Source organism: Paenilisteria portnoyi, assembly GCF_014322795.1.
In the GTDB taxonomy this organism is placed as follows: Bacteria; Bacillota; Bacilli; order Lactobacillales; family Listeriaceae; genus Listeria_A; species Listeria_A portnoyi.
The window spans coordinates 219,768-236,778 of record NZ_JAASTT010000002.1 but is presented as its reverse complement, the minus strand read 5'-3'; the positions used below and the strand labels follow the sequence as shown (position 1 = coordinate 236,778).

Sequence of the window (17,011 nt, the reverse complement as noted above, 5' to 3'; positions counted from 1 at the left end):
ATAAAATGAAGAAATTAATGACTTGTTTATTAGCAGGAGCAATGTTAGTGATCTTGCCAGTAATTGCGAGCGCCCATGTAACGGTAGCGCCGGCAGAATCGACGACGGGGGCTTGGGAAACGTATACAGTGAAAGTGCCGGTAGAAAAAGACAGCGCAACAATCAAGGTAGTCGTGAAAGTACCAGCGGGTGTTGCTTTTCAATCGTATGAGCCAGTTCCTGGTTGGAATGTCGTGGTAAATAAGGCGGATAGCACGGTAACTTGGACGGCGACGAACGGTGGGATTCAGAATGGACAATTCCAACGTTTTAGTTTTGTAGCGCAAAATCCAGACAAAGCTGGAACGGTAGATTGGAATGCGTACCAATATTATCAAGATGGTTCGATTGTGGAGTGGACTGGCAATGAGGACGCGGATTATCCGCATGCGACAACAACCATATCGAAGGCGGTATCGGACAGCGCTACAGATTCACATGGCAAAAAAGCGACAGAAAAAAAGGAGACCAATGAAGATACGAAAAGCGTTTCTGTGATACAGTGGGTATCTCTAGGCATTGCTATTTTGGCACTTGTTCTAGCTGTTTGGACATTTGTGATGAAACGTAAGAAATAACGAGAGGATTTGATGAAGTTTGACAAGCGATAAGGTTTGGGCGACACTTTCTTACGCTAGCCACTTCCTTCTATCGGTCATTTTCCAGCGGTAGTATGGATTTTTGTGAAATCAGAGTATGTAAAAAAACATGCTAAAACGGTATTATTTGTTGATTTAGTTCCGACTGTGTTGAATATTTTATTCTTAGTTATGATCGGATTGTACGGATTTTCGACAGGAGATAGCTCTGGAATGACGTTTATTGCTATATTCATGTTGTTTGTGATTGTGGTTGTGAACGTTATTATCTTTATCTGGATAATTGTCAGAATTGTGAAGGTCTCCATGAATAAAATATAAAAAAAGGACGCCAGAGCTTGAATGTTCGGCGTTTTTTTGTTAAATTGAAAGCATCAGAGGGGTGAAGACATGGAAGGGAAAATTATTGGACTTGCTATTGGTAAGCCAAAAGAGATGCAAGTTGGTAAAAAGAGATCAATGATGACGGGGGTCGTAAAGCAACCAGTTGAGAAAGCAATGTTGACGCAATATGGTTTTGTAGGCGATGGACAATATGACCTGAGGCATCACGGCGGAGTGGATCGTACCGTTTGTATTTACCCCGCAGAGCACTATGACCGCTGGAACGAGCAATTTGGAATCGAGTTACCACCAGCAGCATTTGGTGAAAACTTGACAGTAACGGGAATGTTAGAAAAAGATGTTTGCATAGGTGATGTGTTTAGAATTGGGCAATCTATTATTCAAGTGACCGAAGCGCGTAACCCGTGCGCAACGATTGGCAAACGTAATGATTTATCTGAATTATTCAAAGAAGTTAGAAATACAGGTTATACGGGATATCTATGCCGTACGATTGAGGCTGGGGAAATTTGCCTTGGGGATACGGTGGAGTGTATCGAGCGGCCAGATGACTTAGTGACAGTAGCGTATTGTCACGAAAATATTCTTCATGGATATGGAACGGAAGAAGAGATGATTCGCATTCTAGAAGTGGAAGCACTAGCGGAGCGTTATCGTTTTGATGTAGAGACACGTTTGATCAATTTGGCGATGGTAAATGAGAGATGAATTTGTGTGCTTTTTTGCAGTAATATGGTATAATTTTAACGAATGAAAGCGTTATAAAATGAAAGAGAGTGGGAATGGAAATGACATTAGGTATTTATATCAATATGAAAGATCAGGTGCGTGAGGCGTTAGATTTTTATGGAGAAATATTCGGTTCAACGTGTACGGATATGATGACTTATGGTTCTATCAAGGAAGAAGGCGGACCTGAAATAGACGAAAAAACAAAAGAATTAGTAATGAATGCGAGTCTTCAGATTGAAGGAGACACGGTGATGTTTTCGGATACGCCAGATTTCATGGAATTTATCCCAGGAAATAATGTGACACTCGTTTTGGAAACGAAAGATGCGGAGAAATTAACACGTTATTTTGATGCTTTATCAGATGGGGCAACGAAAATTATGCCGCTACAGGAAACTTTTTGGTCAGAAAAATTTGGTCAATTAACAGATAAATATGGTGTTGGTTGGTCGTTCAATTTAACTAAGTAACAAAAAAGTTTGCGTTTCGTATTAAGACGAAACGCAAACTTTTTTATTGTGGGGGATTTTCTTCTTGTTTTTTGCTGTGAAGGAAGGTTTGGACCATGTTGATTTCAGCTTCTGTCAGAGTGCCAGCTTGTTCGATACTCCGCGTAATTTTTGTGATTTTTTCGGAGCTGCTAAGTTTTTTCCTATTGTTTGTAATGAAGCTACGGATGGTTGAGGTTAGCGCCCCGATGAAGCCGATTCCGAACAGCATCAGGAGAATCGCCAAAAAACGACCGAGTCCTGTCACAGGGACGATATCACCATACCCTACAGTCGTTGCTGTTACGATGGAGAACCAGATGGCGTCCGGGTAATTTTTGATACTTGGTTCTACGAGAATAAGCGGTATTGGAATCACGATGACAAGGATTACGAAGGTATTAATCATCCGATTGAAACCATTGGTGCGTAAGAAACTGTAAAGTGGAGCGATATAGCGTCTGCCAATGGCTGTTAATTGAAGGATTCGAAACAAACTAACGATACGAGCTAGGCGGAAGAAACTGTATAGTGGCAAAATCGCAATGAGTTGAAATAGATGCGTCTTGATATATGTTTTCTTATCTTTTGCCCGGATTAATCGCGCAAAATAATCGACTGTAAAAACAGCCCAGATAATGGTATTAAGAATGGTAACTGCTTTACTATGTATCGGGATAGTCAGAACCGAGAGCAGAACTAAAAAGAGCATAAATAATTCGTAATAAAGCGTGCGACGTGGAGCTTTCAACTGATTACCTACTTTCTGATTATATAATATACCTATTCTATCACAAAAAACCGCCAAACTCATCTGGAATGCGAGTTGGGCGGTTTTAATCGTACTATCTAATACGTAATCGATTCTGCTTACTACGACTAGCGAGTAGGCAAAGGTAAGTCATCAAGGCGAACATCATCGTGATAATGAGGCTGTGTGCCAATGCGACGTAAAGGTTCACGTTTGTTACAACAGACATGATACCTGTAAACGCTTGGGCAGCAACAAAGATGATTTCAAGTACCATCGCATATTTTAAGACGCGATAATGACTATATTCGCGGAACACAATCCATGTGACGTACAAAATCCAGACGACGAGGATCAGTGCTGCAAACCGGTGTAAATATTGTACGTAATCTTGCACGTTGGTTGGCATGACGAATTTTCCATCTACAAATGGCCATGCTGGAACGGCGAGGCTGGCTTTTTCATGACGAACGAGCGCGCCTGTGTATACAGAAAGATAGGTGTAGATGGTGAGTAGGTAAATGTTGACTTTTAGCTTGGTTCCGATGACCATGTTGCGTGCGTCGAACTTGTTGTCTACTTCAAAAATAAGCAGGCAAAGCAGTACAATAGCAGCGTAACAAATGATCGAGATTCCGAAATGGAGTGCCATGATATACGGGTTTTGGCCCCACATAACGGCAGCCGCTCCCATAAAGGCTTGCAATACTAGGAAAGCAACGGCAACGATAGCTAACGGTTTTGTTTCGCGGCGATCTTTAATATAAATCCATGCTAAAATAGCTAAAACAATAACGAAAATCGAGCTAATTCCTGTTGTGAGTCTGTGCATAACCTCGATAATTTTTTCGGGTGTAATATCTGTTAGGCGAACAAACTGACCGTTACAAAGTGGCCACGTGTTCCCGCATCCGTCTGCTGAGCCGGTCTTCGTTACTAACGCGCCACCAAACACAACGAACGTCATGCAGAGGATTGTTAGGACGGACCAGATTTTTAGAAAAGTTTTCATTTTTTTATGGTTTCCCCCTTCAATATGTATTAATTCAAAACTGAGCATACAAAAGTAGTCTGTACTGCCATATACCATCTTATTTTAACTTGTTTGCCATTGTAAGTAAAGGGCACGGCTTGTGAAATATAAAGGAGAACCAAAAGTTACAGATGCAGTTCTTCGTGCTCAATTGAAGTCCAAAGGCTTGACAAATGGGGTGTTTATTTCCGATAATGGTTAAGATGGAGTTCATAGTGATATTGTGAACGAATAAGCAATGTAGGCATGATTGTCTATGTGAAAAATGTGTAAAGCGCAACAGATGTTAAGGGGGGAAACAAGTGAATCAAATGGATAAGACGGCAAAAATTGAGGATGCTGCTAAGTTCACTGTGAAAGATTTTACGGAACTTGTGAAAATTGGGATTGTTAATTCCAACACGATTACGGCTTTTACGGGTATGTGGCTGGCATTTCAGTTAACAGGAGTTTCTTTTATACAGAATCTCGACATTCTTATTTTTACTATTTTAGGATCAGGAATGGTTGTGGCTGCGTCGGGTGCTTTTAATAATGTCATCGATCGTGATATCGATGGGATTATGGAACGGACGAAAAATCGCCCAACGATGACAGGTAAAATTTCAGGGAAACGGGCGCTTCTTGTGGCTGCGGTACTTGGTGTTGTTGGTGAGGCGCTGCTATTTATGACAACGTGGCAAGCGGGAGTTATCGGGCTAATTGGTATTTTCCTATATGTTGTTGTTTACTCGATGTGGGCAAAACGAAAACTGGTCAGCAATACGGTTATTGGTAGTTTCTCAGGTGCTGTGCCACCGCTTATTGGCTGGTTTGCAGTAGAGCCAACGTTTAGCGCTGTACCGATTATGTTATTTCTCGTGATGTTCTGCTGGCAACCGCCGCACTTTTATGCGATTGCGATTAAGCGGAAAGAGGAATATGCAGCAGCTGGAATCCCGATGTTACCTGTTGTAAAAGGTATCGAACGGACGAAGTGGAGCACGCTTTTCTGGGTTGTATTACTAACTATTTTGCCATTCTTTATGTGGGAATTGGGTCTCGTTTACGTGATTCTGGCTACCGTTTTGAATGTGATTTGGTTGGCGCTGTGTTTATACGGATTTAAGATGGAAGATAGCATGAAATGGGCGCGTATTAGTTTTGTGTACTCGATTAATTACATGACGATCTTGTTCGTATCAATGGTTGTTATCGGCGTATTTTTATAAGAGGCAGAGCCTGACTTTCGAGTTGGGCTTTTATTTTGCAAAAAATGTCGAATTTCTTACTAGTAATTTTCGAGAAAAGCCGATACAATAGAGGAAGTAGCATGAAGGAGTGCAGAAGTCTATGCGATTTATTTTACGAACAATTTGTGTGGTAGTGGTGTGTCTCTTTGTGGGCTACTATACGGATTTATTTTTTGAAACGCCTACGGAAGTGAATTCTGTGGATGATAAGGCAGTGCAGCAAGGAAATGTGGATAAGAATAAAACGAATGAGAGTGGCCCGAATGCGGAGACCCAAGCGAGTCTTGCGGCTTATATTAATAAAGATGTGGCGCTACTTGTGAAGAAATACGGAGATCCTAAGCGAATTGATGCTTCGCCATATAGCTATCAGAATTATATTTTCCACCAAACGGATGATCAATATATGCAAGTGGGTGTGATGAACAAGAAGGTGCAGACGATTTATGCACTTGGAGATAAGTTGCCACTGAAGCCGTTTGAGATTGATATGCCGACGGAGAAAGTTTTTTTGAACATAAAATTGCAGTCGGAGATTACGTTTAATTATGAGGATAATTACTACCGGTTTGAGTTATCGGAGGATGAGCTGAATATTCGTCCGCTGGTGAGTTTGGGGAACGGTGTTTATGCGCAGGTGAACTTTGATAAATTTGAGTCAAAAGTGATTAGTGTTCGCTATTTTAATAAATTATCGCTTATAAAAATGCATCCGTATGAAATGACGTATCAGGGAGATATTTTTAAGGATACAGTGACGGATGAGCAGTGGGATAAGGTGGATAAGGCCTCGGATCAGCAGGTTTTTGATATTTCGAATATATTCCGCGAGCGTTATGAGAAGAAGCAGTTAGAGTGGAATGAGGATGTTGCGGAAGTCGCGTATGGGCATAGTGTAGACATGTATCAGAACAAGTATTTTGATCATGATTCGCCGACGTATGGAACGCTTGCAGATCGTTTGAATCGCGCGAATATCGATTATATGAAGGCGGCGGAAAACATCGCTTCCAATTATTTGGATGGACCCGCGGCAGTAGAAGGCTGGTTGAATTCAGCTGGGCACCGCAAAAATCTATTTGATGACAGCTTTACGGATATGGGAGCTGGAACTTATCGGAAATTTTATACGCAGAACTTCTTGCAAAAGTAAAGCGTTTTTCGGGGAATCGTGCTATAATGGAGCTTGTAATTTGATTTACGATGGAAAGAAGGTGGCAACATGCTTGCTACAATGGAAAATCTGGCGTTGCTTGATATGTCAGATGATCTTGCATCGATGATTTTGGCGTCGGAGGAGGCAGATCGATATCGCGAATGTCTGCACCAGATGACGACGAATTTGCTCACACAACAGCGTATTAAGCGCTTGGCAAAGATAAAAGAACAATACGATGAAGTGCAACGTTTTGGTCGCTATCATCCAGATTATAAAGAGGTGAATCGTCTAGCTCGTCAGTATAAACGTGATGTCGATATGGATGAACATGTCGCGGCGTTTCGACAAGCGGAGATGGATTTGCAAAGTTTGCTCGACGAAATTAGTTTTATTTTGGCAGATGCTGTCTCGGAAAATATAAAAGTCCCAACTGGAAATCCGTTCTTTGAAACGAAATCTTCTTGTTCGACAGGTGGATGCGGTTCAGGCGGCGGTTGTGGCTGTTCAGCTTAAAGAGGGGGAAAGGCAATGGAGAATGAACGTCAATCCATCATTATTTGGATGAATCATTTGAAGCAAGTACGTTCTTTAAAGCGTTTTGGAAATGTGCACTATGTTTCTAGGAAGTTGAAATATGCGGTTTTATATTGCGATATGGCGGAGATTGAAGATGTTGCTGCCAAGTTATCGCGTTTCCATTATGTGAAACGAGTGGAACTTTCGTATCGGCCGTTTTTAAACACCGAATACGAATCGAAGAAAGACATGAAATTTCGTGACCGCATGGACGACGTACAAATCAGTATTTAATAACAGCGGCATGATTCGGCTTTGCTTTTGCAAGGTTGGGTTGTGCTGTTTTGTATTTGGAGGTACATAATAGATGAGAGTTATTGCAGGAGAACGTAAAGGGCATCATTTGAAGGCAGTGCCAGGAACGAATACAAGGCCGACGACGGACAAAATTAAAGAGTCGTTGTTTTCGATTATTGGGCCTTTTTTTGATGGCGAAAAGGTGCTTGATTTGTTTGCTGGAAGTGGTGGGCTTGGCATCGAAGCGCTGAGTCGTGGGGCAAGTGAATGTGTGTTTATTGATCAAGCGCAGGCGGCGATAAAGACGGTGCATTTGAATGTATCAGCGTGTCACTTGGAGAAGCAGGCGCATATTTTTAGAAATGAAGCGAAACGGGCATTGAAGGTTTTGGCTAAGAATGAGTGGGCGTTTGATTTGGTGTTCCTTGATCCGCCGTATAAGAAGCAGCAGTTGGAGCAGTTGATGGCGTCGCTTTCGGAGCTTGAATTGGTGAATGATATGGCGCTTGTGATTTGTGAACATGACGCGGATGCCGTGTTGCCAGATGCGGTTGCTGGATTTAAAAAAATTCGGGAAGAGCGCTACGGAATTACGGTGCTTTCGATTTTTGAATATGAGAAGGAAGTGGCTGAAAATGAATAAAGTGGCGGTGTGTCCGGGTAGTTTTGACCCGATTACGAATGGTCATTTAGATATTATTACGCGTGCGGCGAAGGTTTTTGATGTGTTGTATGTAGCAGTTTTGAATAATTCGTCGAAAAAGTCGTTATTTGATGTGGAAGAGCGGATTTATTTGATGGAGCAGGTAACGAAGCATTTGCCAAATGTGCGTGTCGAGAGTGCGACTGGATTGCTAGTTGATTATGCAAAAGAGAAAGAGGCGGACGTGATTGTGCGCGGGTTGCGGGCGATTAGTGATTTTGAATACGAGATGCAGATTACGTCGATGAACCGGGTGTTGGATGATCATATCGAGACATTTTTTATTATGACGAGTTCGCAGTATTCTTTTCTCAGCTCGAGTATTGTGAAGGAAGTGGCGCAGTATAACGGGAATATCGCGGAATTAGTGCCACCGATTGTGCACCAGGCGTTGTTAAATAAACTAGGAATACAGGAGAAAAAAGATGATTAAAAAGAATTGGAAAAAACTTTTAGCTGGACTGATTGTGTTGGCGCTGGTTGTGGCATTTTTTGTGCCGTTGCCGTATTATGTGACGCGACCGGGAAGCGCAGATAAACTTAGCCCGCTAGTGACGGTAGAAGGGCATCCCAGTAATAGTGAAGGCGTGTTTCGGTTGGTAACGATCGCAATGGGTCAGGCTAATATTTATTCGTACTTAGCAGCGAAAGTATTGCCGTATCAGGAGATTGAGAAAGAATCAGACGTTCGTGGGGAAAATGAGACGGATGAGGAATACAATGTTCGTCAATTGTCGCTCATGAATCAGTCTAAAAACAATGCGATTCAAGTGGCATACAAAGCGGCAGGACAATCGGTTAAAATCGAATATCGCGGTGTGTATGTTCTTAGTGTCATGCCAGATGCGCCAGCTGCGAAAGTTTTGGAAGCAGGCGATTTAATTACGGCAATCGACGGAAAGTCATTTGAATCAAGCACGGAATTTATTGATTATGTACGCAGTAAAAAAGTAGGTGATGAAGTCGAGGTAAGCTACAAGCACCAAGATAAGTCTGAAAAAGCATCGGTCGAATTAATCGATATTGATAAAAAAGGAACACCTGGAATCGGCATTTCACTTGTGGATGATCAAAAATTAGTGACAGATCCGAAAATCAAAATCGATTCAGAGAAGATTGGTGGACCATCTGCTGGTTTGATGTTCACGCTTGAAATCTATAATCATTTTGGCAAAACGGATTGGACGAAAGGTCATAATATTGCAGGAACGGGCACGATTGATGTCGATGGCAATGTCGGACGGATTGGCGGCATTGATCAGAAAATTGTAGCTGCAGACCGCAATGATGTGGAGATTTTCTTTGCACCAGATGATACGATAACGCCAGAAATGAAGAAGGCGCAACCAGGCGTTGTGAGTAATTATGAAGATGCAGTGAAGACAGCGAAAGCGATTGATTCTAAGATGAAAGTCGTTCCCGTGAAAACATTCCAAGACGCGTTGGATTATTTGAAAACAGTGAAAGAGAAATAGGTATACGAAAACTCCTTGATTACGTTGATCAAGGAGTTTTTCTGTATGGAGAAGTATTAAAATCACGCAAAATCTGTTTTTCTAGTGTAGGCGCGAAAGAGTATAGTTTTGTCGCACGAATATCGTTTTCAATCAACGCAGGGCTTGCCTTTGAAGCGGTACTGATGATTGGTAACTCGATGTCTTTTTTGATTTGGCGGAGGTATTGTTGCCCAATGGCCGACATGCCTAGAAGCCGGATATAGTTTTGTGTTGGTATCGTAGTTTCTGTCTGTTGCGCCAGTATTTGAAGGGTGGTGCGCTTGATGCGGGATTTACTGTAGCGTTTCGCTGTTGAGACTGCTAGGAATTCATCGAAACTGGTCGCGTGAAGTGCCGCTTGTTGCAATCGGTTTTCGATGCCTTCTGAGACACCACGTATGATTTGAAGCTGAGTGGCGGGCGCGGTAATGAGCTGGTATTTTAGTAGTGGCCAAAAATCGTCCCAAGACACAAAGGAATGCGTTTCGCGGAATTTCTGCAAAAGGTGTAATGTGGTATCGGGAACGTATTGGCGGACTTTTTTCCAGTTGTTATCAAGCAACATCGTTCGAATCGCGGTTGCGCTCGCAATAGAATGATGCGTTGGATTCGTGTCGTGATAGGCAGCATTTTGTCGAGCCATTGTTGCGATTTCTATTTCTTTGCCTTGCTCAGCGATTGCGAGTGCATAGTGGAATCCTAGAATATTGTTTGGTTGCGCTAAATCAAGCGTCAAATCGGGCGCCAGTTCGTGAAACGCGGCATTCCAAGCTGTTGCATAACTATTCGCCTTATTGTCCAAGAAACGCCGCATAGACGCTTTAAAGAGGGCGCTTTGTTCTGTCATTAACTTGGCCGCAGAACTAAAAGCATTCGCATCCCCGCTTTCACTACCGAAAAAGATCGACTGAACACCTAATGCGCCTAAGATCTCGACGGCTCCGTTAGCAAAAATCGCGGCTTGCTGTGTTGCGAAGTGGAATGGAAGTTCAATAACCAAATCCACACCAGCATCAACCGCCATTTGCGCACGCTCCCATTTTGGCAGAAGAGCAGGTTCCCCCCTTTGCAAAAAAGAACCACTCATAACAGCGATAATAACATCGGCTTGCGTCTGCTTCTTTGCTTCTTGTAGATGTAATAAATGCCCATTGTGGAACGGATTATATTCTACGATAATGCCAGTTGCTTTCATTTTTATCAACTCCAAGTCACGGTAATATTGAGTAGCTCTCATAAGCTTACTAAGTCTACTATTTGAGTTTAGCAAGTAAATCATGTTAGACTAAAAAAGGATGCCGTTTAAAGGGATTCGTTGGTTACTATTTCTGATTACTTCCAGAATACCACAAAAATGGGCGGGAGAACATGGTTCGCTTAGGAAATAGGGATTGACAAAAGGCTTAGAAAAGTCTATAATATTTTTTGTTGCGCTTGGAGTGATAAACGATGAAATGGTCATTAATTCAACTACAGAAATACCGTGGCAAGAAAGTGCCATTTGAACAGGAAATAGGCGTAACGGAATACTTGAAAGAGCACAATCATGATGTTCGTTCAGCAAGCCTAGTAAAGGTTTCTGGAAATATTACGGTGCGTCAAGATTCGGTTTTGATTGACCTTGTTTTAGATGGAACCTTTGTATTGCCATGTGCCAGAACGTTTGAGGATGTTATTTATCCGTATCATATCGAATCTGTGGAAACCTATGTGAACAAAGAGGAGAAGGTACTGGACGAGACACATCATATGATGGACGGCGATAAAATTGATGTGTTGCCAGTGATTGAAGAATTACTTTTGTTAGAGATTCCGATGCAAGTTTACAGCGATAATGTAGAGAATGCGTTATCAGAAGGAAACGATTGGAATGTTATCACGGAAGAAGAGCTGGAGCAACAAGCGAAACAAGAAGAAACAAAAGTGGATCCTCGTCTTGCGGGATTAGCCGATTTCTTTGAGAAGAAAGAAGACTAATTCTAAGAGCTGGAATATATTTTAAGAGAAAGAAATTTTTCTTAGATGGATTGCGACCAAGGAGATATCCTGAAGTCGCGAAGGAGGTGTATGGAAATGGCAGTACCTTTTAGAAGAACATCTAAAGCGAAAAAACGCAAGCGTCGTACGCACTTCAAATTACAAGTGCCTGGTATGGTTGAGTGCCCTAATTGTGGCGAGTACAAACTTTCTCACCGTATTTGTCCTGAATGTGGTCAATATAACGGCAAAGAAGTAGTAGAAAGCAACTAATTTGCGTGAACAAAACAAGCGATACGTACGCTTGTCACATGAAAACCCCCAGAAGACGCCATGGATCTTCTGGGGGTTTTCTGTTGATGAACTTGCGAAGCCCGTGCCCACCAAATCAAACGCCACAATAAAACCCTACCACCATCCTCAAAATGCAAACCCGCGCAAATTTTGCTAAAATAGAGTCAAGCTATGAAAGAGGAGTGAATGACATGACTTACCGAGTAGGCATTATTGGAGCAGGTGCATTAGGACTCTTATATGCAGGTTTACTGCGAGCTAATGTGACGCTTTACACACGCACAAAGAAGCAAGCAGATATTATCGAAAAACAAGGCGGTATAACGCTCATTTCCGATAATACAAAGACCCGCATCAATGTTCACGCGACACCGCTTTCTAACGCCAACTTCACAACCGTAGATTTCGTCATCATAACCGTGAAATCTTACCAGCTGGAAAATGTGATGGAAACCCTTAGGAAGATACCTGCAAACATTCCACTTTTATTCTTACAAAACGGCATAGCTCATTTAGCGCAGCTCCCTAGCCTACCACAAAAAACAGTCCTAATCGGAACATGTGAGCATGGCGCTGGGAAAATGGATGCGACAACAGTAGTGTGGCGTGGTGTGGGTCAAACAAACTGGGCTGTGTATCAAGGTGAGGCAAACTCGAATTTACGGACCGTACTGACGGCTAATCCAGACTTTCTTTTTTCCGAACAAGCGGATTTTGAAGAAATGGTTTATAATAAGTTATTGGCGAATGCGGTAATTAATCCGTTGACAGCCATTCTAGGCGTGCCAAATGGTGCTTTGCTACATAATGAATACTGGTATGGACTGTTAGAAAATCTAACGCGAGAAGTGGCAGATGTCTTGCATCGTGATGACGCGCTAGAGAAAGTGACTGCGATATGTACGGCGACATCGGCTAATTATTCTTCGATGGCGACGGATGTGCAAGAGAAGCGGCAGACGGAGATTGCAGGTATTTCGGGGGCTGTAGTTACGCTCGCTCTGGAACAGGGGAAGGTAGCGCCGATTTCAGAAACATTATACGGCCTAGTGAAAGGGCTAGAAGGAGAATACTTACAGTGAGTTGGTTAACGAATATGACGGCGCTTGTTATCATCGCCCCAGTACTTATTTTTACAGTGACTTTCATGGTGACGCAACATATGACAAAGAGAACGCCAAAAGCGGTGAAACGGAGCGCGGATGTGACGACATTTTTCCTGATTTTAGCGGATCATTTTTTCATGATTGTGTTATTTGATCAGTCATTCTTATTGTACATTCTGTTGCTATTATTCTTGATTGGCATTCTATTTGTTGCATTATACGCCAAGTCGCAAGGAGATATTAATTTTCACAAAGTAATCCGTGGTTATTGGCGCATTTGTTTCTTTGCTTTTGCGATTTTGTATTTACTGCTGTTCGTGATAGGTATTGTGAAAAGTATCGTATTAGTTTTTTAGTCAATCCATAGCTTTTTCAAGTTTAAGTGACCGTATAGATGCTTGTCCTCGGTTTGGATGGTGGCGTGGATGAATTGATGTTTGGTGAGATGTTCTAAGAAAAGAAATAGGTGATTATCGCGCACAAAGCTCTCTATCTGGTCGTAAAAGTGATCGCGGTCACTGAATCGAGTGCATTGCCGGGCCTGATGTAGTAGCTCCTCTATTTGCTGGAGCTCTTTTTTTGCCAAAAAACGTTGTGGCGCCAGATTAGGATTTCCGTAAAAATCCATAAAAGCCACTTCAATATCGCTACTTGGGACATCGGCGCCCATACTAATATCAATATTTTCCCATTGGCTAGTCTGATAAAATTCAGAGCTGATATCGATAATATGCAAGTCGAGCGAAATGCCAAATTTGGCTGCCTGCGCGACAATCCATTGACCTTGGCGGATGGATTTTGCATGTGAAAGAATCGCGAACCGCAATGTTTCACCGGTATAGTGGGCGGTTTCTAGTAATCTCTTTATTTTGCTTGAATCCCTTTGCTGCGCGCTGGATTTATGAAAAAAGTAGCTGGAAGCCTCGGACTCCTCATGATTTTCTAGGTCGCGGATCATTTTTTGAGGATCAAGTAAGTGATAAAAGGCTTCGCGGAATGCGGGATGATGTGCAAAAGCGCAATGCTTGAAATTAAACGTAACGATATTGACGCCATAATCTTTCGTTGCGTGATCTGTATAGTCTAGATTATCAGCATTCCCCATATTTGTGACAGTGAGGACAGGATTAGTCTGATCTTTCACGAGCCAGAACTCAATACGGTCGAGAAACGGACGTTCTAGGAAATGGGAATCGAATGCTTCTAAAACTAGTTTTTGAGAACTTCTTTGTGCTAATTTGAAGGCGCCAGTGCTGGTCCATTTATATTCGTCAAACGGGATGTCGTGTGGTAGGATAACAAGGTTTCCTAAGCAAAGATAGCGAATGAAGAACGGGTTTGGTTTATGGAGATGAATCGTGATTTTAGTTTCAGATAGGAGCTCGATTCGTATGATATCCGTTAGATACCAATGGGTCACAGTTCCTTTTTGCATGGCTTTTTCCAGGGTGTGGCGAATATCGGTACTCGTCAAGGTCCGGCCGTGATGAAAGCGAATGCCTTTTCGAATGTAAAAAGTCCAAATGGTGCTGTTATTCTCGGCTTTCCAATGGTGCGCGATGCAGGGCATAACGGTGTTGGTTGTCGTGTCAAAACGAACGAGTGGGTCGCCGAGCTGAAGTAGCAGGGAGCTCTCCATATTAATCGACGTATGAAGTGGATCAAGGATGCTAAAAGGGCGTGCAATGACGAGGCGCAATATATCTTGATCGCCTTTTTCGGTATGAAGTCCAAATAGTTCGTTTATTTCGGAGGATACAGCGCTAAACCATTCGCGTGGGATATCTAGCTGCAAAAGGGTGAGCAGTTTATCTAGATTTTCTTGCGCTACTGCATTACGAATAAAGTCCTCGATTTCTGACTGGAAGCTCTGTGTGAATGTTATTTTCGACGCATTACCCCGACCCCGACCAGGTTGATAATGGCAAAATTGGAGTTCTTGATATTTTTTAAGTTTTCGCTTGACGTTTTTGTCACTGCATTCCCATTTTTCAGCTAGTTCGTTCAGGCGGAATGTGGCTGTGTCGCCAATTTGTCTTTCTAATAAAAAAGCACGCATATCGTAATAGGCGAGATCGCGCATGATAGAACCTCCTTCTATTATAAAAGGGGACAAAAATATATGATACTATCCCTTTTTCTCCTTTTTAAAACTAGTTATACTATGTTTAGGAGGTGAAGTCAATGTTTCGTACATTGCATCCGAATATAAAAGCGCGGATTGGTATTTCGTTTTTGAGCAAGCTGATTGGTTCCATGATATTTCCGTTTATGGCGATTTATTTTGCGAAGGAGATTAATATTGGTGTCGCTGGTATTTTGCTGATGATAAACATCGCTGTGCAGTTTCTGGCAAGTATTTATGGCGGGCATTTGGCGGATCATATCGGACGGCGAACGTTGATGGTTTGGGGAGAATGGGTGAAAGTTGGGGCGTTTGCACTGATGTTGTTCGTGAATTCGCCTTGGGTGGTGTCCCCGTGGTTAACATTTGTAGCGCTACTTTTGATTGCGGTGTCACAAGGTTTCACGATCCCAGCAAGTGACGCGATGTTGATTGATGTGAGTACGCGAGAGGAACGGGCTTACATGTATTCCATTAATTACTGGGCAAATAATTTATCCGTGATGCTTGGCGTCGTTATAGGTGGCTGGTTTTTCCAAAGTTATTTATTCGAACTGCTCATCGGTTTGCTCGTGATGTCGCTTGTGACAACCTGGCTAACGATTACGCTGATTACGGAAACGCTGGAGCATGGCGACAAGGATGTGGCAAGCGTTGCGGGGATAAGAAGTTTGTTTCGGAGTTATCGAAAAATTTTGTATGATGCGCGTTTTCTATGGTTCACAGCGGGAGGAATCGCGGTATTGTCAATCGAGTTCCAACGTAATAATTTTATTTCAGTACGGCTAGCCGATGTGTTTCCGCCGATGATGTATCATTTTGGTTGGCTAGGAAATATACCTTTTGATGGTGTAAAGTTGGTCAGTATTTTGACATTAGTCAACGCGTTGATGATTGTGCTTTTTACAGCCCCGATTGCAAAGTGGGTTCGAGATCGCGATTTGCAAAAGTGGATGTATGTTGGTTTTATGATTTTTGCATTCGGATTTGCGGTGTGCGCACTTACGGATAGTGTTTGGATACTTTTTGGTGCCACGGTTATTTTATCTGTTGGGGAGTTACTTTATGTGCCGACGCGGCAGACGATTTTGGCGGATATTGTGGATGATGCGATGCGCGGGACTTACATGGCTTTTAACGGTTTTGTTTTTCAAATCGGAAAATTAATCGGGGCCGGAAGTTTGATGTTCTCGCCTTATATCGGGAAGTATGGTATGGCTTTATTCATCTTATTATGTGGGCTTGTTGGTGTGGTGATGACATTCTGGGCGCTTAAACCGACAACGAGGAAAGTGAAACAAGAATAGGAAAAAGAAGAGACACGACCGAGGGAACAATTTCGGTAGATATCTCTTCTTTTTTGCGTTATTTTGCGCCATGAGTTATTAGTGAGTCCACGATAACCTGATAGCCTTGCTGTTTCGCGTGTGCAAGAGGCGTAATGCCATTTGAGTCTGCGATGTTCGGGTCAGCGCCGTTTTCAAGTAATACTTGGACGATTTGCTGTTGTGTTTTGCTGCCATCAGAAAGCACGATCGCTTCTAAAAGTGCCGTCCAGCCGGGATTGTTGACGTGGTTCACATCGATATCGGTTTCGGCTAAAAGTAGTCGAACGTTGGCGAGATGGCCTTTTTCGGCGGCTGGAATAAGGGCGGTTCCTCCAAAACGGTTGGTTAGTGTATAGTCGGGTTTGTGCGGAATCATTAATTTCAAAATCTCCGTCCGTCCTTCTGCACCGGCGTATAAGAAGGGGCTATCCTTTATTTTATCCTGCAAATTGACGTTTGCGCCGTATTGGAGAAATAGTTTTGCCATTGAAATATTGTTGGTATGTGTCGCAACGAGTAACCCACTCTCGCCTCGAGTATTGACTGTGTCGACCTGCGCGCCTTGTTGTAATAGGGATTTGAGTTGTTGGATATCGCCGGCTTCCGTTGCTTTAAGTAGGGCTTGATTTAAATCTGCTATATTTTTTGTCACGGTTTTCTCCTCCGTTTCATTTTTAGTCGCGGTTTCTGGTGTGTTGGTAGTTGGCTTTTCTATGTGGGCGTTTGAGCAGGCTGTGAGTAATAATGTCATGAGTATGACAACTAATTTCACCATCGGATAACCTCCTTCT

The 17,011-nt window shown here is 42.6% G+C and carries 21 protein-coding genes; 16 read left to right on the top strand and 5 right to left on the bottom strand.

Features of this window, described 5'->3' with window-relative positions; all coding sequences use genetic code 11:
• Window positions 1-5: 5 nt before the first annotated feature.
• The 4 genes from HCJ66_RS02620 to HCJ66_RS02605 all read left to right on the top strand — a co-directional run bounded on the left by HCJ66_RS02620 (window position 6) and on the right by HCJ66_RS02605 (window position 2,185).
• Entirely contained in the window at window positions 6-617 is a 612-nt protein-coding gene (locus HCJ66_RS02620) for a YcnI family copper-binding membrane protein (RefSeq protein WP_187131748.1), read from the top strand.
• A gap of 72 nt (window positions 618-689) precedes the next feature.
• Window positions 690-959, top strand: a complete 270-nt coding sequence (locus HCJ66_RS02615) for a magnetosome magnetite crystal formation protein family (RefSeq protein ID WP_484549408.1) — start codon at window positions 690-692, stop codon at window positions 957-959.
• 69 nt (window positions 960-1,028) lie between these two features.
• A complete protein-coding gene (locus HCJ66_RS02610; protein WP_187131746.1) occupies window positions 1,029-1,691 on the top strand; it encodes an MOSC domain-containing protein in 663 nt (220 codons plus the stop codon).
• An 80-nt stretch (window positions 1,692-1,771) separates the two neighbouring features.
• Entirely contained in the window at window positions 1,772-2,185 is a 414-nt protein-coding gene (locus tag HCJ66_RS02605; protein ID WP_187131784.1) for a VOC family protein, read from the top strand.
• Window positions 2,186-2,228: 43 nt separating this feature from the next.
• On the opposite strand, the gene HCJ66_RS02600 is transcribed toward HCJ66_RS02605, so the two are convergent.
• Together HCJ66_RS02600 and HCJ66_RS02595 are read right to left on the bottom strand one after the other, a co-directional pair.
• A complete protein-coding gene (locus HCJ66_RS02600) occupies window positions 2,229-2,954 on the bottom strand; it encodes a potassium channel family protein (protein ID WP_187131745.1) in 726 nt (241 codons plus the stop codon).
• A 94-nt stretch (window positions 2,955-3,048) separates the two neighbouring features.
• A complete protein-coding gene (locus HCJ66_RS02595) occupies window positions 3,049-3,966 on the bottom strand; it encodes a COX15/CtaA family protein (protein WP_187131744.1) in 918 nt (305 codons plus the stop codon).
• Window positions 3,967-4,289: 323 nt separating this feature from the next.
• Between HCJ66_RS02595 and cyoE the strand changes: the two genes are divergently transcribed.
• The 7 genes from cyoE (at window position 4,290) to HCJ66_RS02560 (ending at window position 9,369) form a co-directional block, all read left to right on the top strand.
• Complete coding sequence (cyoE, locus tag HCJ66_RS02590) at window positions 4,290-5,198, top strand: heme o synthase (protein ID WP_187131743.1); 909 nt, start codon at window positions 4,290-4,292, stop codon at window positions 5,196-5,198.
• Between the two features lie 121 nt (window positions 5,199-5,319).
• The gene (locus HCJ66_RS02585; RefSeq protein ID WP_187131742.1) at window positions 5,320-6,372 is read left to right on the top strand and encodes a CAP domain-containing protein; all 1,053 of its coding nucleotides are present in this window, start codon (window positions 5,320-5,322) and stop codon (window positions 6,370-6,372) included.
• Window positions 6,373-6,441: 69 nt separating this feature from the next.
• A complete protein-coding gene (locus HCJ66_RS02580) occupies window positions 6,442-6,891 on the top strand; it encodes a YlbF/YmcA family competence regulator (protein WP_187131741.1) in 450 nt (149 codons plus the stop codon).
• A gap of 15 nt (window positions 6,892-6,906) precedes the next feature.
• Window positions 6,907-7,188: a YlbG family protein gene (locus HCJ66_RS02575; RefSeq protein WP_181675125.1), complete on the top strand. Its 282-nt coding sequence runs from the start codon at window positions 6,907-6,909 to the stop codon at window positions 7,186-7,188.
• A gap of 73 nt (window positions 7,189-7,261) precedes the next feature.
• Window positions 7,262-7,834 (top strand): 16S rRNA (guanine(966)-N(2))-methyltransferase RsmD, encoded by a 573-nt coding sequence (gene rsmD, locus HCJ66_RS02570; protein WP_187131740.1) that lies wholly within the window; start codon window positions 7,262-7,264, stop codon window positions 7,832-7,834.
• On the top strand, window positions 7,827-8,327 hold the full coding sequence (gene coaD / locus HCJ66_RS02565) for a pantetheine-phosphate adenylyltransferase (RefSeq protein ID WP_181675127.1): 501 nt from the start codon (window positions 7,827-7,829) through the stop codon (window positions 8,325-8,327). Before rsmD ends, coaD begins: the two co-directional genes overlap by 8 nt.
• Entirely contained in the window at window positions 8,323-9,369 is a 1,047-nt protein-coding gene (locus tag HCJ66_RS02560; protein ID WP_187131783.1) for a SepM family pheromone-processing serine protease, read from the top strand. Before coaD ends, HCJ66_RS02560 begins: the two co-directional genes overlap by 5 nt.
• A gap of 28 nt (window positions 9,370-9,397) precedes the next feature.
• Here HCJ66_RS02560 and HCJ66_RS02555 read toward each other — a convergent pair whose 3' ends face one another.
• Window positions 9,398-10,585: a nucleotidyltransferase gene (locus HCJ66_RS02555; protein WP_187131739.1), complete on the bottom strand. Its 1,188-nt coding sequence runs from the start codon at window positions 10,583-10,585 to the stop codon at window positions 9,398-9,400.
• Window positions 10,586-10,839: 254 nt separating this feature from the next.
• On the opposite strand from HCJ66_RS02555, the gene HCJ66_RS02550 reads away from it, so the two are divergent.
• The 4 genes from HCJ66_RS02550 to HCJ66_RS02535 all read left to right on the top strand — a co-directional run bounded on the left by HCJ66_RS02550 (window position 10,840) and on the right by HCJ66_RS02535 (window position 13,123).
• Window positions 10,840-11,367, top strand: a complete 528-nt coding sequence (locus tag HCJ66_RS02550) for a YceD family protein (RefSeq protein ID WP_187131738.1) — start codon at window positions 10,840-10,842, stop codon at window positions 11,365-11,367.
• A gap of 96 nt (window positions 11,368-11,463) precedes the next feature.
• Window positions 11,464-11,640, top strand: coding sequence for a 50S ribosomal protein L32 (gene rpmF, locus HCJ66_RS02545; RefSeq protein ID WP_036064226.1), 177 nt, complete (start codon window positions 11,464-11,466; stop codon window positions 11,638-11,640).
• A 212-nt stretch (window positions 11,641-11,852) separates the two neighbouring features.
• Entirely contained in the window at window positions 11,853-12,743 is an 891-nt protein-coding gene (locus HCJ66_RS02540) for a 2-dehydropantoate 2-reductase (protein ID WP_187131737.1), read from the top strand.
• Window positions 12,744-12,757: 14 nt separating this feature from the next.
• Window positions 12,758-13,123, top strand: a complete 366-nt coding sequence (locus HCJ66_RS02535; protein ID WP_187131782.1) for a DUF3397 domain-containing protein — start codon at window positions 12,758-12,760, stop codon at window positions 13,121-13,123.
• On the opposite strand, the gene HCJ66_RS02530 is transcribed toward HCJ66_RS02535, so the two are convergent.
• Window positions 13,120-14,850 (bottom strand): ABC transporter substrate-binding protein, encoded by a 1,731-nt coding sequence (locus tag HCJ66_RS02530; RefSeq protein WP_187131736.1) that lies wholly within the window; start codon window positions 14,848-14,850, stop codon window positions 13,120-13,122. The two genes, HCJ66_RS02535 and HCJ66_RS02530, sit on opposite strands and share 4 nt — an antisense overlap.
• A 101-nt stretch (window positions 14,851-14,951) precedes the next feature.
• Here HCJ66_RS02530 and HCJ66_RS02525 point away from each other — a divergent pair, with 101 nt between their 5' ends.
• Complete coding sequence (locus HCJ66_RS02525; protein ID WP_187131735.1) at window positions 14,952-16,199, top strand: MDR family MFS transporter; 1,248 nt, start codon at window positions 14,952-14,954, stop codon at window positions 16,197-16,199.
• Window positions 16,200-16,257: 58 nt separating this feature from the next.
• On the opposite strand, the gene HCJ66_RS02520 is transcribed toward HCJ66_RS02525, so the two are convergent.
• Window positions 16,258-16,995, bottom strand: a complete 738-nt coding sequence (locus HCJ66_RS02520; protein ID WP_246438512.1) for an ankyrin repeat domain-containing protein — start codon at window positions 16,993-16,995, stop codon at window positions 16,258-16,260.
• Window positions 16,996-17,011: the final 16 nt, after the last annotated feature.

Bases quoted from the DNA above. Each gene is read 5' to 3' on its own strand.
- HCJ66_RS02620 (WP_187131748.1), top strand. From the start codon at position 6: ATGAAGAAATTAATGACTTGTTTATTAGCAGGAGCAATGTTAGTGATC.
- HCJ66_RS02610 (WP_187131746.1), top strand. From the start codon at position 1,029: ATGGAAGGGAAAATTATTGGACTTGCTATTGGTAAGCCAAAAGAGATG.
- HCJ66_RS02605 (WP_187131784.1), top strand. From the start codon at position 1,772: ATGACATTAGGTATTTATATCAATATGAAAGATCAGGTGCGTGAGGCG.
- HCJ66_RS02595 (WP_187131744.1), bottom strand. From the start codon at position 3,966: ATGAAAACTTTTCTAAAAATCTGGTCCGTCCTAACAATCCTCTGCATG.
- HCJ66_RS02585 (WP_187131742.1), top strand. From the start codon at position 5,320: ATGCGATTTATTTTACGAACAATTTGTGTGGTAGTGGTGTGTCTCTTT.
- HCJ66_RS02580 (WP_187131741.1), top strand. From the start codon at position 6,442: ATGCTTGCTACAATGGAAAATCTGGCGTTGCTTGATATGTCAGATGAT.
- HCJ66_RS02575 (WP_181675125.1), top strand. From the start codon at position 6,907: ATGGAGAATGAACGTCAATCCATCATTATTTGGATGAATCATTTGAAG.
- rsmD (WP_187131740.1), top strand. From the start codon at position 7,262: ATGAGAGTTATTGCAGGAGAACGTAAAGGGCATCATTTGAAGGCAGTG.
- coaD (WP_181675127.1), top strand. From the start codon at position 7,827: ATGAATAAAGTGGCGGTGTGTCCGGGTAGTTTTGACCCGATTACGAAT.
- HCJ66_RS02555 (WP_187131739.1), bottom strand. From the start codon at position 10,585: ATGAAAGCAACTGGCATTATCGTAGAATATAATCCGTTCCACAATGGG.
- HCJ66_RS02550 (WP_187131738.1), top strand. From the start codon at position 10,840: ATGAAATGGTCATTAATTCAACTACAGAAATACCGTGGCAAGAAAGTG.
- rpmF (WP_036064226.1), top strand. From the start codon at position 11,464: ATGGCAGTACCTTTTAGAAGAACATCTAAAGCGAAAAAACGCAAGCGT.
- HCJ66_RS02540 (WP_187131737.1), top strand. From the start codon at position 11,853: ATGACTTACCGAGTAGGCATTATTGGAGCAGGTGCATTAGGACTCTTA.
- HCJ66_RS02535 (WP_187131782.1), top strand. From the start codon at position 12,758: ATGACGGCGCTTGTTATCATCGCCCCAGTACTTATTTTTACAGTGACT.
- HCJ66_RS02530 (WP_187131736.1), bottom strand. From the start codon at position 14,850: ATGCGCGATCTCGCCTATTACGATATGCGTGCTTTTTTATTAGAAAGA.
- HCJ66_RS02525 (WP_187131735.1), top strand. From the start codon at position 14,952: ATGTTTCGTACATTGCATCCGAATATAAAAGCGCGGATTGGTATTTCG.
- HCJ66_RS02520 (WP_246438512.1), bottom strand. From the start codon at position 16,995: ATGGTGAAATTAGTTGTCATACTCATGACATTATTACTCACAGCCTGC.